Source organism: Variovorax sp. V15, assembly GCF_041154425.1.
GTDB lineage: Bacteria > Pseudomonadota > Gammaproteobacteria > Burkholderiales > Burkholderiaceae_C > Variovorax > Variovorax guangxiensis.
Genome location: NZ_AP028659.1, coordinates 5,369,968 through 5,384,559, shown reverse-complemented (window position 1 = coordinate 5,384,559; position 14,592 = coordinate 5,369,968). Strand labels below are relative to the sequence as shown.

Here is a 14,592-nt window from a genome sequence, read left to right as displayed (position 1 = left end):
AATTTCATGATCAACGCGCTCGAGTCGTCCTCCACCCGCCCGTACCTCATCCGGGCGCTGTACGAATGGTGCACCGACAACGGCTTCACGCCCTACGTCGCGGTGCAGGTCGACGAAACCGTGCAGGTCCCGCGCGAGTACGTGAAGAACGGCGAGATCGTGCTCAACATCAGCTTCGATGCGACCAGCTCGCTCAAGCTCGGCAACGACTTCATCGAGTTCAAGGCCCGCTTCGCGGGCACTGCGCGTGAAATCAGCGTGCCGGTGGGGCGCGTGATCGCGATCTACGCGCGCGAGAACGGGCAGGGCATGGCGTTTCCCGCGCCGGCTCCGGCCGTTTCGTCGGATGGCAACGTCGATGCGCCGATGCCCGTCCAGGCACCTGCGCGAGCGCCGCTGCGCGATGCCTCGCGCAGCAGTGGCTCCGAAGGCGATGCCGGCAAGATCGTCCACCTGGTGACGGGCGAAGACGGCAGCGAGACAGTCGATGCCGGCGCGCCCACCGACCCAGTCGACGAACCGCCGCGCCCGCCGTCGGGTGGCGGCGCCCGGCCGTCGCTCAAGCGCATCAAGTAGGCGGTCGCGAATGGCGCCTGGCGGGACCAGTCGGTACCGCCACTAGAATCACGCATTGGAATTCAGCCGCTTTAGCTCAATTGGTAGAGCACCCGCCTTGTAAGCGGAAGGTCGTCAGTTCGATTCCGACAAGCGGCACCAAGCAAGAAACCCCTGAGTCCTGAACAGCTCAGGGGTTTTCTTATTCATGCAGAGGCCGACTGTGCCACCCCCTGCATAGCCAACCCCAGCATCGCCAGTTGCCCCACCAGCGCCAGCCGCTGCGCCGAGCGCACGTTCTCGAGCACCGTTCCCAGCAGCGCAGCGCTGCGCCCCAGTCCGGCCTGCTTCAGCCGCAGCACCTGCGCCTGCGCCCGCGACAGTGCGCCGCCGCTCTGGTGCCGCAGGCCCTGGCGCAGCCACAGGGACAGTAGTTCCAGCGTGTCGCCGGCCAGCGCGTTCAGCGCGGGCGTCTCCTCGATGTCGCTTTGCAGGCCCAGCGGCTGCGGTGCGGCGGTTTCGACCTGGAGCACCACGGCGCGCTGATCGGTGAGCACGGTCAGCGGCTGCATGACAGCCTGGTCGCCCTGCAGGTGCACGGTGCCCGCCACCGCGCGCAATACACCGTGCTCGCCGGCCAGGGTGCGGGCCAGGGCGTCGACGGCACCGGGGGTCACCGAGCGATGCGGCAACGCCAGGCGCAGCCGCGATGCGTTGTCGTCCGCCGTGTCCTCCTCATCTTCCGTTTCCGGCGCCTGCCCCAGCCGCGCATGTAGCACCTGCGCCGCGGCGTCCCAATGGCATGACGCCACTTCCATGCGCTCGAAGGCCACCACGTGCAACTGGCCGGATGCGCCGGCCGAAGCGCCGCTCGCGGCCTGCCTGGGCTTCACGAAATCCGGCTGCGCCTCGCGCAGGTGCGCCACCAGCGCGGCCACGCTGTGCTGCCGCAGCGGCGCGACGAGGTCGTCCCACGACTTGGGCGACAGCGGCAGCACGCCGGTCTGCCGGGCGCCGGCGGTGATGTCTACCAGCCCGTTCGCGCGCCGGGTGGCGGTCTTGGTGATGACCTGTCCGCTCGCCAGTTGCCGCAGCGGAAAGCCCGCGACGCGCCGGTTCATGAGGCTGGGCGCCGCGCCGCCGGCGGAGGCGTCCGCCGTGCGTGACCATTGGCGCTCCAGCACGGTCACGTTCTGGGTGTCGGGGTCGGCAAAGAGGATGCTCGCGCCTTCGGCCGTCTCGTCCGACCAGAGCTCGGCGCCGAGCGAGACCAGCCGCAGATGGTCGAGCGCGACTTCGCCTTTCACACCGATGCCGAGGATCTGGCTGGCCGGCAGCGCGGGCCGGGCAGAAGAGCCATCCGGCGGATGGCCCGCGTGCGCCGCCGCCCGCAGCCGCGCCCACAGCTCGGTCGTCACGCGCAGCAGCCGCAGCGGCTCGAAGCGGCTGCTGCGCGCCTGTTGCGCCTGCAGGAGCTGCCAGAGTTCGTCGAGCGCGTCGTCCACCCAGCTCCAGCCCAGCGTGCGTGCCTGTTCGCGAACGGCCTCGAAGCGGGCGGCCAGCGCCATCGCGGGTTGGCTCGATCCGTCGAGCCAGAGCGACAGCAGCAGGGCGTCGATGCCCGAGCGCAGCGCGACGGCTGTCTCGCCCTGCATCACGGAGGGCGCCGGCGATGCAGCCGAATCCTCTTCGGACGACGCGGCCGGCTGCACCTCGACCATCACCTCCGCCGAGCCCGGCTCCAGCGCTCCGGCCTGCCGGAACGCCCACAGCGCGATCACCACGTGCGCGCAGCCGCCGCCCTGCTTGCAGTCGCAGCGCGCATGAACCAGCGAACTGCGCGAGAAGAAACGCACGCTGCACATCGGCAGGCGCGCCACCGGCGGCGCGCTCGCGCTGCGCCAGGCCTGCACGCCGACCACGGGACGCGCGGCGGCGAGCTTGACGGCCTGGTCGAGCACCGAGGGCGCGAAGCTCGCGGCCAGCGCGGCATCGTCGAACTGCGCGGGGCTCCAGGCGGCTTCGGGCTCGGGCGGTGAAGCTTCGACCGACGCGATCGATGCATCGCCCGTCGCGGGCGCCGCTTTCGCCAGCGCCTGATAGGCCAGCACCAGCATGACCCGGTGCCTGCACATGCCGCTGGCAGGGCAGCTGCACTGCGCGTCGCGCAGCGTGCGCCCCGGCGGCAGGCTGGTGCGCACGCCGTCGTCGAACTGCGCCTGCACCGTGCCGTCGGCGCCGGTCTCGAGCTTCGGCAGCAGCCCGGCCGCCACGTCCTTCTGCGCGCGCTTGACGAAGCCGGCGTTGGCCAGCGCGGTCAGCGCCTCGGGCGTGAGTTCGAGCAGGTCGGCCCTCGATGCGATGTCGCCGCTCATCCCTGTACCTTCTCGGCCAGCCAGCCGGCGAGCTGGCCCGGCGTCATCGCGCCGATCTGCGCGCCTTCGCGCACCAGCCGCGCCGCCATCTCGCGGTCGTAGTTGGGCTCGGCGTTGGAGTCGAGCGCGGCCAGCCCCAGCACCTTGGCGCCGGATTCCACCAGCGCCTTCACGCGCCGCACCAGTTCGTATTCGCTGCCGCCCTCGTAGAAATCGCTCACCAGCACCACGATGCTCTTCGAGGGGTTGGCGACCAGCGACTGCGCGTAGGCCACCGCCTTCGCGATGTCGGTGCCTCCGCCGAGCTGCACCTTCATCAGCAACTCCACCGGATCGGAGACGTCGGCGGTCAGGTCGACCACCGCCGTATCGAAGGCAACGAGGCGCGTGCGCATGCCGGGCAGTTGCCACAGGCAGGCGGCCATCACCGCGCTGTGGATCACCGAGTCGACCATCGAGCCGCTCTGGTCGATCAGCAGCACGATGTCCCACGGTTCCGCATGCCGCTTCGTGCGGCTGATGAACACAGGCCGCTCCACGTAGAGCTTGCGGCGCTGCGGGTCGTAGCGGTGCAGGTTGGCGGCCAGGGTCTGCCGGAAGTCGAAGTTGCGCGCCACCTTCATGCGCGAGCGGCGACGCCTGTCGCGGCTGCCGCTGAAGGCCTGGCGCACTTCGGTGGCGAGCTTCTCCATGATGCGCCGCACCACCTCGGCCACCAGCTTGCGCGCGGCGGCCAGCACCTCGGGGTTCATCAGGTGCTTGGTGTGCAGCACCGCGCGCAGCAGCGATTCCGAAGGCTCGATGCGCTCCAGCACTTCGAGGTTGGTCACCACCTCGTCAATGCCGTAGCGCTCGACGGCGTCCTGCTCCAGCCGCTCGATCACTTCCTTCGGAAAGAGCGTGTGGATGGTGTTGATCCAGTCGGGCGTGCTCAGCGACGACGGGCCCAGGCCCGCGCTGCGTTCGCCGCGGCTTTCGCGGTCGGTGTCGCGGCCGTAGAGCCAATCGAGCGCGGCGTCGGCGGCCTGCGCCTCGGCGCTGAGGCCGCCGCAGGCCGATTCGGCCGGATCGCCCAGCAGCAGGCGCCAGCGCTGCAGCGGATCGGGAATGTCGAGGCTCATGGGCGAGGGGCTTTCTCGGTGTCTTTTTCTTCTTCGTCTTCCAGCGTCACGCCCCAGGCGGCCAGGCGCGCGAACACCGCGTCCTCCACCCGGCGGGCTTCGGCCAGTTGCTCGGGCGGTGCCTCGCCGCTGCGGTGGGCGGTGAGGGCGCGGCGCGACAGGTGCGTGGCGTCGTGCAGCGCCAGCACCTGGTCGGCGAGCAGGCCGCGCTCCTGCGGCGGCAGCCAAGCGAAGGCGGCGCGCAGGCTGGGCATGGCACGCACGAAGTCGGCGTTGTCCAGGGCCTGCACGGTGCGGTCCATGCCGGCGACGAAGGCGGGCTCCGAAGCGAGTTGCTCGCGCGCGAGCGCCAGCAGACCGGTGAGTGCATCGCCGAGCACCGGCGCGGGCAGCGACTGCAGCAGCTGCATCGCCTCGGCCGCGCCGCTCTCGCCCTGCGCATGCGGGTCGTCGGTGCGGCCTGCCAGGCTCAGCGTCGCTCCCAGCGCAGCGCCTCGGCTCAGGGGGGAAGCGGCGGGGTCGGCGGCCTTGCGCTGCCACACTGCGAGCGCGCGGGCCGGCTCCAGGTCGAGCAGTGGCTGGGCGTCCGAAGAATGATCCTGCGCATGCGCCAGCATGTCGGCCACGATGCGGCGCAGTGCCAGATGCCCTTCGAGGTGCGACTGCATATCGGCCGGCGCGATGGCCGCAGGCGGCTCCAGCAGCCACAGCGCGCGGTCGAAGCCCGACTCGATCACCACGCGCAGCACCGGCGCATCGGCCATGCCCAGCATCTGGCCGTGGCGCAGCAGGGTGTGCAGCACCGAGAGGGCAGGGCCCAGCGCCTCGAAGCGCTGCTCGGCGGCGATCGCGCCGCGCAGTTCGCGCAGCAGCGTGTCGCTCAGCGCGGAAAGCCCCGCCCACGCGGCCTGGTTGAGGCCCTCGGCCAGCGGGCCGATGCGGCCCTGGGCCTGGCGCAGGTCGTCCTCGAGCCGGGCGCGCGCCGCATCGTGCAGGCTCGCGCCCCAGGCGCCGGCCTCGATCAGCGCCGCCTGCTGCTCCAGCGGCTCCGAGAGCGACCACAGCTCGGTGCGCTCGCCCGACATCGCGAGCTTCGGCCCCTGCGTGCGCCGCACGCCGGGCAGCCGCAGGATCGCGAGGCGATGCAGAACGCGGCTCCTCGCGCGGTCGGTTTCGGTGAGCAGATCGAGCTTGAGCTGGCCGCGCAGCGCGATGCCGTGCGCCGCGAGCTCGGCCTGCACGGCGGCCACCAGCGGCGGCTGCGGCGTGCCGGGCGCGAGGCGGCCGACGATGTCGCCGGCCAGTACGTCCATGGCCTGCACCAGCACGGGGTCGGTGCCGGGACGCATCTTGCCGCGATAGGTCCAGGGCAGCGGCGCATCTAGCGCGTCCTTGACCAGCGCGCCGGCCAGCGCATCGAGCCAGTCGGAGCGCAGTGGCTTGTCGTGTCCGCGCAGCCGCGCGAGCCCCTGGGCGCGCAGGTGCACGGCCATCAGGTCGGCGGTGGAGGCGGGCAGCTTCTTGTCGCGCAGGCGCTGCATCACCAGCTGCAGCGCGCGGTGCGCGGCGCCCTCGGGGCCGTGGTCCCACACCCACTGGTAGTAGGCGGGCGACGGCATGCCCGAGGCATAGCCCGCGAAGGCGTCGAGGCGCTTGAAGGTGTAGGGCACGAGATAGGAGCCGAAGCGCAGCGGGGCCTGCGGGCTGGCTGGCTGGACTGGCTGTGCCTCGTCTTCATCCTCGTCGGTGGTCTCCGGCGAAGGCTGCGGCGTCTCAGGAAGCGTGGCGGGCAGGCCCTGCCACAGCCGCGCGAGCGCCGGCGCGTGATAGCCGCCGCACACCGCCAGCGCCTGCGCGCGGCCGGGTTCGCCCGGCTGCGCCATCGCCCATGCGATCCAGCGCGCCATCATGTCCTCGCGCGCCTGGTTGCCCTGCGAGCCGGGGTCCTGGCCGCGCAGGTGGTCGAAGTAGGTGGAAAGGCGCTGCGCGAGCTCGGCCACGTCGCAGCCGTCCTCGAACAGGTGGTCCCACAGCGCATCGCGGCCCTGCACCGAGAGCTTCTCGGTCAGCGCGCGTTCGTAGGCTTCGGCGCGCTCCTCGTGCTCGTGGTCGGCCACGTCGGCATAGCGGTTCTCCATGCGCGAGAAGGCGTCGTGCCAGGCCGGCAGGTCGATGAAGCGCACGGTCGATCCGACCTCGCGCGCCACCTGCAGCGCCTGCCACTCGGGCGAGTGCTCGGCGAAGGGCGACCACGAGCCGCGGTGCGTGCGGTCGCTCGACAGATAGCTGTAGATCGCCACCGGCGGGCTGTGCTGCAGGTAGAGCTCGTCGAGTCGTTCGTTGAAGTCGGCCGGGCCTTCGATGAGCACGTACATGGGGCGCAGCGCGCGGATGCGCTCGGCCACCAGCCGCGCGCAGGCGGGGCTGTGGTGGCGCACCCCGACGATGTGAAGTGATTCGCTCATCTTCGTCATCGATGGAGCGCCAAGCGAAGCGAAGGCCCTTCGCGAAACACCGCGGAACCGGCTTTGCCGGGCCGCTGGTGTTGCCCCCTGCAAGGGGGTTGGCGAAGCGACACGAAGTGCGCGGAGCCTGGGGGTTTGCTCATATGACGCGCCAAGCGAAGCGAGGGCCCTTCGCGGAACACCGCGGAACCGGCTTTGCCGGGCCGCAGGTGTTGCCCCCTGCAAGGGGGCTGGCGAAGCGACACGAAGTGCGCGAAGCCTGGGGGTTTGCTCATATATCAGGGGAGACGGTGGCGGGCTTCGTAGTACGCGCGCCAGTGGGTGCCGCTGCGCTTGGCCGCCTTCTGCTCGAAGTAGCGCCGCAGCTTCGCGCGGTCGTCCGCGTTGTCCTTCACCACCGTGCCGGCGATGCAGTCGACCAGGTCGGCCGGCGAGCCCTCGCGCTGTTCGAGGAACCATGCGCGCACGCCCACCGCGTGCGCCACGTTCACCGCCTCGGCGGTGGACATCACGGCGGTGAGCCGGTCCATGGCTGCATCGCTGCCGCCATTGCCGCCATCGCCCTTCGCGGGCGCGCCGCGCAGGTCGCGGAAGGTGGACACCAGCAGCTCCAGCACGGGCGCGGGCACCGTCTTCGGAATGCCGCTCTGCGCGAGCAGCCGAGCCGACGACTCCTGCACCAGCGCCAGTTCGCGGTCGAAGTCGAGGATGGGGAACACGGTCTCGAAGTCGAAGCGCCGTTTCAGCGCCGCACTCATCTCGTTCACGCCGCGGTCGCGCGTGTTGGCGGTGGCGATGATGTTGAAGCCCTCGCGCGCATACAGCATGCCGTGCTCGCCCGAGAGCTCGGGCACCGCCATCACGCGGTCGGAGAGCATGCCCAGCAGGCAGTCCTGCACCTCCAGCGGCGCGCGCGTGATTTCCTCGAAGCGCACCACCTGGCCCTGCTGCATGCCCAGGTACAGCGGCGCCGGCACCATCGCGCGCGGGCTCGGCCCCTCGTTGATGAGCAGCGCGTAGTTCCAGCCGTACTTGATCTGGTCCTCGGTGATCGAGGCGCCGCCCTGGATGGTGAGCGTCGAGATGCCCGAGATGGCGGTGGCCAGCAGCTCCGACAGCATCGACTTCGCCGTGCCCGGCTCGCCCACCAGCATCAGCCCGCGCCCGGTGGCCAGCGTGACCAGCATGCGCTCGATGCTGGCCACGGGCGCGACGATCTTCGGCGCGATGTCGAGCGCCGCGTCGCCGAGGATGAACGAGCGCGCGGCCTTCAGGCTCAGCGCCCAGCCCGGCGGGCGCGGGTCCTTGTCCTGCGCGCGCAGGCGGGCGAGCTGGCCGGCGTAGAGGATTTCCGCCGGCGGGCGCTGCAGCGCGGCGGGAGTGGCGGTGTCTTTGGATGTCTTGCTTGCGGTGGCCATCTGGTCGTTCAGGCGCGAAGGCCCTCCATGTCACGAATGAGTTCGCTCGCCGAGATCGGATCGAGCTGGTTGAGCGTCTCCGCGTTCTGCATGTTGCCCCAGCCCGAAGGCTTGCCGACCTGCACTTCGCCGAGTTCCTGCTCGGGGTACTCGTCGACCATGCCGACGATGATGCCCGGGTCGAGGTACAGCTCGATCACGCGGTCGGTGCCCAGCGGCTTGGTGAAGTACCAGATGCCCCCGCCGTCCTGCGCCTCGCCGCGGCGCCAGCCCTTGTTGACCAGGCCGAGCACGCGGCCGGTGGGCACCTTGGCGCTCTTCCAGCGTTCGAGCTTGTTGCTGCCCTTTTCTTCGTCGGTGAGCGTGTAGACGTCGCGGCCGATCTGCGCGAAGGGCTGCAGCAGCTCGTAGTCGGCGAACACCTGGCCGAAGGCGGCGGCGTCGGCCGCCGAGAGGTCCAGCGCGTGCGGCACGCCGATGCGGATGTTCTCGCCGGTGGGCAGCTCGAACGCATCGTCCTCGGCCGTGGTGTAGCTGCCATCCTCCGCCACGCGGAAGCAGGCCTTGAGCGTGCCGCCGTAGCTGCCGCCGCCGGCCACTTCGTACACGCCCCAGATCAGGCGCTGCACCAGGTGGCGCACCAGCGGATGCTCGACGAGGAAGGTGCGGAACACCTCGGGCGTCCAGCGGCGGCGCGTGCACATGGCGACCTCGAGGCGCAGCAACTGCTGGCTCGCGATGGTGCGCGCGTCCTTCTTGAGAAGCTTGAAGCGCTCCACGGCTTCCTTGCCGAGCTCGGCGTCGTCGGTCTTCTTGGGCTTGGGCAGGTCGGGCAGGCGGGCGCCGGCCACGCCGTCGGCGCCGATCTCGCGCACGTAGGGCTTGAGCGTCTCGTCGAAGCCCACCTTGAAGGCGCGCGGGCCGAAGTCCAGCCGCATGGTGCCCTGCTCGTCGAGGCCGAGGTCGGGCGCGAGCCGGTCCTCGAGTTCCTCGGTGCTCAGGCCGCGCGCCTCGGCGATGGCGTCGATCTTCTCGCGCGCCTTGTCCTGCAGGCCCTTGAACTTGACCTTCTGCGCGATGCCGTTGAGCAGCATCAGCGCCACGTCGCTGCCGATGTTGGCGAGCACGTCCAGGCCGGTGACGGCGCGCGCGTGCGCCGCCTCGCCGGGCCAGGCGCGTATGAAGGGTGTGAGCCTGCGCGCGGTGTCGTCGTTGCCCAGGTGGCCCAGGCTGGTGAGGGCCCAGCCTTCCTTGCTCGGGCCGCTGGCTTCCAGCCAGGCGGTGAAGGCGTCCCAGGCGAAGTCGGCGAGCGAGGCGGCGTCGCAGGCTTCCTTGACCACGGCGATGCCTCCGTAGACCTCCTCGTTGGTCGGGAAGGTGAGCATCTGGCCCAGGTGCTCCAGCGCGTCGTCGGGCAGCGCCTTGCCGTTCTTGAGCACCGGGCGGCGCCAGCCGCGCGGCTGCCAGAACTCGGGCAGCTTCGCGCGCTTGGTGGGGAAGCGGTCGAGCGGGCTCTCGTCGAGCACGGCGCGCAGCGCCTCCACCACCTCGGGCCTGCCATAGCGGCCTGCCACTTCGAGCAGCAGCGCCTCGTGGCCGTTGGCATGCAGCAGGCGAAGCGCCGAGCCGGCACAGTCGCGTGCCTCGCCGGCCTTGCCCAGCGCGGGCGCGATCAGCCCGCAGGCGGCGTGCTCCGGGAACTTCAGCAGCCATTCGCGCCCGGTGGCGCGCAGCGTCTTGAGCTTGGCGAAGGCGCGCGCGGCGGGCAGCGCGAGTTCGGGCGCGCCGTAATAGAGCGCGAAGGACAGGTTCTCGCCCGGCTTGGCGCGCACCATCGACAGCAGGCCCGGCAGCACCGCCAGGCCGTGCGTCGCGAGGATGCGGCCGATGCCGTAGTCCTCGGCCTCGCCGGCGATCGCGTTCCAGAAGGGCACGCCGACGGCGGCCGGCAGCATCGCGGCGTAGTCCGACTGGAAGCGGAACCAGTAGTAGCGCTCCTTCTTGCGCTCGACCACCATCGCGCGCCAGCTGGCGATGAGCGCGTCGGCATCGCCGGCGGCGACCGCGGCCACGGCCGCTTCGTTCAGGCCGCGCAGCGGCTGCTTGCTGCGGTCGAAGCCCAGCTCCTCGAGCAGCACGCGCACGTCCTGCTGCGCGCTCGAATGGCGGCTCTTCTGCCACGAATTGGCGCTCAGCGCGTTCGCGCGCGCCGCCTCGTCCCAGCGCTCCACGGGCGCGAGCGCCAGCGGCTCCAGCACCAGCGCGCCTGCCGCCTTCTTCTGCACCTTGGCGAGCCACGGCGGCGCGGCCAGCACGCCCGGCAGCTCGTCGGCGCGGGCCACTTCGGCGGGGCCGGCCAGCAGCGCGAGCTGGCGGTCGATGACGGCCTGCGCGCCGGCATCGAGCCAGGGCCGCAGGGCGTCGATCGAGCCCGCGTGCGCGCGCAGCAGGCGCGTGAGGCTGGGCGTGACGAGGTTGGCGTCCTTGCCGCCGGCGGCCACCAGCCGCGACAGCGCCACCAGCGCCGCCTGCGGCCAGCGGTCGACCGAGAGCGCCAGGCGCGCGAGCGCCGCCTTGGAACTGCCCGCCACGCGCGCCAGTGCCTGCACCGCCTCGGGCGTGCCGATGGCGGCGAGCCCGTCGCCGGCCTCGTCGCTGGCCGCGCCACGCTCCAGCCCTTCGACCGCATCGATGCCGCGTTCCTGGATCAGCGTGGCGACCATGTTGTCGTGGCCCCAGAAGCCGGTGGAGTAGCCCACGCGCGTCTTCGCGGCCAGCGCGATCGCGGCGGGCTCGGTGGCGGTGAGCGCCAGCCAGTGCAGCGTCTCGGGCGTGTCTTTTTCGGCCGCGAGCGAGTGCGCCAGCGCGTTCGAGATCTCGGGCGCATCGGGCAGCAGCATCGCGATGATCGGCCGGCGGCTCGCGTGCAGCTGCGGCAGGGCCGCCTCGATCCGGTCGCGGGCTTCCTGCCAGGCCTCCTGCGGGGCCGCGGCCAGCTGGCGCCGCATGGCCTGCTCGCCCTGGCCCAGCGGGCCGCGCCAGCCGTTGCTCATCGGGCGGGTCACGGCGCTGGTGAAGCGGCTCTTGCGGGTCTTGGTGCTGTGGCTGTAGTCGGTCTCGACCTGCACGCGCTGCGCGTCGAGCATGACGCCGGTGGCATCGGCCAGGCCGTACTGCGCGACCAGGTAGTCGACGATGGCCTCGGCCGGCTCGCTCTCGCCGTAGTAGCCGGAGGTGCTCAGCGCGAGCGCGAGCATCAGCGCGTCGGCTTCGGTGTCGGGGCCGGGCGCCGAGCCGGCGGCCGGCGCGCCCACGCGCTCGACCACGCGCTGCGCCGCGGGACGCAGCGCCGCGTCGGTGCCGTCGAGGTCGATCGAGCCTTCCAGCTTGCGCTGCGCCAGGAACCACGCGGCCGTCACGCCACGGCTTTCCACCGGCTGCGGAAAGCGGCGCGATGCGAAGGCCACGCGCCGCATCTCGGGCGTGAAGCGCACCGGCGTGCCGGCGGCCAGCCAGGGCGGGGTGTCGGTTCCGGCTGCCGCATCGGAGGAGGGCAGGGCGGCCGGTGCCCCGGTGCCGCCGGATGCGGCCGCAGCTGCGAGCTGGCGGGCGATTTCCCTGGCGCGCTTGCCCGGCGTGGCGGTGGTGCCCCAGCCGGAGAGCAGGCCCTGGTCCTTCAGCCGCTTGAACGCGAGCGCCGCACCCTGTTCGCTCACGCCGTGCTGGCGCTTGAGCACCGCCGCCGAGATGGCATCCGTCGGCTTGAGCTGGTCGGCCTCCAGTTGTGCACGCACGGCTTCGAAGACACGGTCGGCCTGCGCGTCGATGCTCTCGGTGGGGGCTGCCGCCACCGGCTCCTGCGCTGCCGCCGCTGCTGGTGCTGCCGCTTCCGCCTTCGGCGCCGCCTCGGCCTTGGGCTTCGCCTCGGTCTTGCCGATGGCCGCGTCTGCGGCCACGCCGACTTCGCTGTAGCCCTTGCCGGTCTTCTCATTCACCAGCTTGGTCAGCGCAGTTGCCGCCTTGGCGGCGTCGGCGAACGACTTGGTCTGGCTCTGGCCCGCGGTGCCGATGCGGCCCCAGCGGATGTTGAGCTCGGTGTCTGCCTGCTCGATCTCCCAGAATTTGCTGGCGGTTCCCTCGATCAGTTCAAAACGGCGCATGGAAAAAACGTCCTCCTGTGAATCGATGAAGAGCGGTCGGAGACGGCGGCCCCGGGCCTTGTTGCCGGGCGCGCGGGCAGTTCCCTTCCGCTGGGTCGCCGCCGAGGATAAGGGGCGGGCGTGAAGGCTCGGCCGTCGCGCGGTGCCTGTCGGCAAGAAGATTTCGCTTTCCGCACCGGCCGGTGCGTGGCGGTTACGAAGAAACTATTCAGGAGGCGCGCCCGAGCTCGTTCGCGAAGACATAGGCAGGCCCCATGCGCTGCCGGTTGCAGTGCGCCAGCGCGCGTTCGGCCGCTTCCAGCAGGCCGGCGAGCGTGTCGCCGTCGCCGGGGTGGCAGGCGATGCCCATGCTGATTTCACCGCCCGCAAGCAGCCGGCCCTCGTGGGCCACCGGCCTCGCGCCGGCTGTCTCGATACGGATCGCCATCTCGGCGAGCTTCTGCCGCGGCGGCATGCCGACCAGCAGGATCGCGAAGCTGTCGGGGCCGAGCCGGGCCACCATGTCGTCCGCGCGCACCTGCTCGCGCAGGCGCTGCGCGATGGCGGCCAGCACCGCGTCGCCGCCCGCCTGCCCATGCCGTTCGTACACGGCGTCGAAGCCGTTCAGGCCGATCAGCATCAGCGAGAAGCTGCGGCCCTCGCGCAGCCATTCCTCGCCGCGCAGCTCGAAGCCGGCTTCGCTGGCGGCGCCGGTGAGCGCGTCGATGCCGGGAGCGGCCATCAGGGCCTGTGCGCGTGCCTCCAGGGCCCTTTCATCGCGGATGCGCGCGGCGGCGGCCAGGGCCAGCAGCGCGAGTTCGGCCATCACCGCGGCCTGCGCAAGGCTCGCGTGGCCCGGCGTCCACGGCTGCGCGCCCCAGGCGGGGAGATGCGCGGCCGAGACGCCTGCGAGCATCAGCACCGCGCCCACGCAGAAGAGCAATGCGGGCCATGGCATGCGGCGGCGCACCGTCAGCGCGCCAACCGCGAGGAGCACGGTGGAGGCCGCCACCAGCGCCTGCAGCACGCGCAATATCCAGGGCAGGCGGGTGTCGACGGCGGCATGAATCGTCGCCGCGGCCAGCGCTGCGAGCAGCCCGAGCGCGATGCGATCCAGACGCGGCGCAAGCCGGTTCAGCCGCAGCAACTGCCGCGCGAACGCCACCCGGCAGGCGGCCCACAGCGTCAGCGCCGACGCGGCCCAGTGCGCGAGGGAACTGCCGGGTGCGATGCGGTCCAGCCCCGCGAAGCCCGCCAGCGCAAAGCCGCAGGCCAGCACGTACCAGCTATGCATGCGCGCGTTGGCGGACACCAGCAGCAGCACGAGGCCGCAGACCATGAGGCCGGCCAGCAGGCCGAGGCTCATGCCGGTTTGCATGGGCGATGGTGGTTGGCTGCAACGGGGCGAGGGCTGGGCGGCATCCGGTCGGCTTCAGGCAGAAAGTCGGAAGAAAGTCGCCGATCGTAGCCGGGGCCGGCAGCGCCCGCGCAAGCCCTGCGTGCGGGCACGCAGGAAAGGGAGTCAGCTCAGACGAAGGGCCGGGCGTGCTGCTGTTGCTGCTGGTGCACTTCGCCGCTGCCGGGTTCGGCGATCCGCCGGTGCTGTTCGGCGAGGCGCGGCGCCGACATCACGCGCGACAGCGCCACCTGCATCTTGTTGCGCCAGCCGGCGATCACGCCGCTTTCGCCGCGCATCATCGCGTCGAAACCGATGCGCGCTACCTCGGCCGGGTCGGCCTTGTCGCTCTGCCGGCCGACGCGCGTGTCGAGCATGTCGGCGCGCGCGAAGAAGTGGGTGTCGGTCACGCCCGGCATCAGGCAGGTGACCGACACGCCCGTGCCCTTGAGCTCGTTGCGCAGCGCCATCGCGAAGGAATCGATGAAGGCCTTGCTGCCGTTGTAGACCGCCTGGAAGCTGCCCGGCTGGAAACCCGCGATGGAACCGGTGATGAGGATGCGGCCCCAGCCCGCCTCGCGCATGCCGCGGCCCACGCATTGCACGAGGTAGATGGTGCCGGTGATGTTGGTGTTGATGACGTGCTGCACGTCATGAAAATCCTGGTCCAGGAAGCCGTGGCCAAGCCCGTGCCCGGCGTTGGCGAACAGCGCGTCCACGCGGCGGCCTTCGGTGGCGGCCAGCAGCGTGTCCACTCCGTCGCGGGTGGCGAAGTCGGCGCGCACCGAGAACACGTTGGCCCCGAGCATGCGCAGCTCGGTCTCGGCCTGCGACAGCGGCTCGTCGGCGCCGATCAGAAGGTCGTAGCCCCTGCGTGCCGCGAGCAGCGCGAGCTGGAAGCCGATGCCGGAGGAGGCCCCGGTCACCACGGCAAGGGGGCGCGTGTCGAGGCGAGGCGGCGGCCGGGTGTCTGTGGTCTGCATGTCGTTCTCCTTGAAGCCGACGATGGAGTTCATCCCATCGCTCAAGTGGCTGAAGTGGTGGTTGTGTTCTTCCACCGTAGAACGACGACTCGGCGCATGCGTAGGAATCCGTCCCGACCGCGCGCGCGTCATCGCTTGCG

General features: G+C 71.4%; 8 protein-coding genes and 1 tRNA gene. 2 read left to right on the top strand and 7 right to left on the bottom strand.

Annotation, left to right across the window (positions count from 1 at the left end):
* The first annotated feature begins 6 nt into the window (after nt 1–6).
* Nucleotides 7–576 carry a ClpXP protease specificity-enhancing factor gene (locus tag ACAM57_RS25710; RefSeq protein WP_184635137.1) on the top strand — a complete coding sequence of 190 codons (570 nt, stop codon included), beginning with the start codon at nt 7–9 and terminating at the stop codon, nt 574–576.
* Between the two features lie 65 nt (nt 577–641).
* A tRNA-Thr gene (locus ACAM57_RS25705) sits at nt 642–717 on the top strand.
* 44 nt (nt 718–761) lie between these two features.
* Here the strand turns inward: ACAM57_RS25705 and ACAM57_RS25700 are convergent.
* The 7 genes from ACAM57_RS25700 to ACAM57_RS25670 all read right to left on the bottom strand — a co-directional run bounded on the left by ACAM57_RS25700 (nt 762) and on the right by ACAM57_RS25670 (nt 14,452).
* Complete coding sequence (locus ACAM57_RS25700) at nt 762–2,930, bottom strand: SWIM zinc finger family protein (protein WP_369659428.1); 2,169 nt, start codon at nt 2,928–2,930, stop codon at nt 762–764.
* Nucleotides 2,927–4,051 carry a VWA domain-containing protein gene (locus ACAM57_RS25695; RefSeq protein WP_184635141.1) on the bottom strand — a complete coding sequence of 375 codons (1,125 nt, stop codon included), beginning with the start codon at nt 4,049–4,051 and terminating at the stop codon, nt 2,927–2,929. Before ACAM57_RS25695 ends, ACAM57_RS25700 begins: the two co-directional genes overlap by 4 nt.
* Nucleotides 4,048–6,516: a DUF5682 family protein gene (locus tag ACAM57_RS25690; protein WP_369659427.1), complete on the bottom strand. Its 2,469-nt coding sequence runs from the start codon at nt 6,514–6,516 to the stop codon at nt 4,048–4,050. The genes ACAM57_RS25695 and ACAM57_RS25690 overlap by 4 nt, the downstream gene beginning before the upstream one ends.
* 278 nt (nt 6,517–6,794) lie before the next feature.
* A complete protein-coding gene (locus ACAM57_RS25685; RefSeq protein ID WP_369659426.1) occupies nt 6,795–7,934 on the bottom strand; it encodes an AAA family ATPase in 1,140 nt (379 codons plus the stop codon).
* Nucleotides 7,935–7,942: 8 nt separating this feature from the next.
* Complete coding sequence (locus ACAM57_RS25680) at nt 7,943–12,094, bottom strand: DUF4132 domain-containing protein (protein ID WP_369659425.1); 4,152 nt, start codon at nt 12,092–12,094, stop codon at nt 7,943–7,945.
* A gap of 208 nt (nt 12,095–12,302) precedes the next feature.
* Nucleotides 12,303–13,451 (bottom strand): diguanylate cyclase, encoded by a 1,149-nt coding sequence (locus ACAM57_RS25675; RefSeq protein ID WP_369659424.1) that lies wholly within the window; start codon nt 13,449–13,451, stop codon nt 12,303–12,305.
* Nucleotides 13,452–13,600: 149 nt separating this feature from the next.
* Nucleotides 13,601–14,452 (bottom strand): SDR family oxidoreductase, encoded by an 852-nt coding sequence (locus ACAM57_RS25670; RefSeq protein ID WP_126023243.1) that lies wholly within the window; start codon nt 14,450–14,452, stop codon nt 13,601–13,603.
* Nucleotides 14,453–14,592 lie beyond the last annotated feature (140 nt).

Excerpts from the sequence above, each read along its gene's own strand:
- ACAM57_RS25700 (WP_369659428.1), bottom strand. The coding sequence starts at position 2,930 with ATGAGCGGCGACATCGCATCGAGGGCCGACCTGCTCGAACTCACGCCC.
- ACAM57_RS25670 (WP_126023243.1), bottom strand. The coding sequence starts at position 14,452 with ATGCAGACCACAGACACCCGGCCGCCGCCTCGCCTCGACACGCGCCCC.
- ACAM57_RS25675 (WP_369659424.1), bottom strand. The coding sequence starts at position 13,451 with ATGCAAACCGGCATGAGCCTCGGCCTGCTGGCCGGCCTCATGGTCTGC.
- ACAM57_RS25690 (WP_369659427.1), bottom strand. The coding sequence starts at position 6,516 with ATGAGCGAATCACTTCACATCGTCGGGGTGCGCCACCACAGCCCCGCC.
- ACAM57_RS25680 (WP_369659425.1), bottom strand. The coding sequence starts at position 12,094 with ATGCGCCGTTTTGAACTGATCGAGGGAACCGCCAGCAAATTCTGGGAG.
- ACAM57_RS25685 (WP_369659426.1), bottom strand. The coding sequence starts at position 7,934 with ATGGCCACCGCAAGCAAGACATCCAAAGACACCGCCACTCCCGCCGCG.
- ACAM57_RS25710 (WP_184635137.1), top strand. The coding sequence starts at position 7 with ATGATCAACGCGCTCGAGTCGTCCTCCACCCGCCCGTACCTCATCCGG.
- ACAM57_RS25695 (WP_184635141.1), bottom strand. The coding sequence starts at position 4,051 with ATGAGCCTCGACATTCCCGATCCGCTGCAGCGCTGGCGCCTGCTGCTG.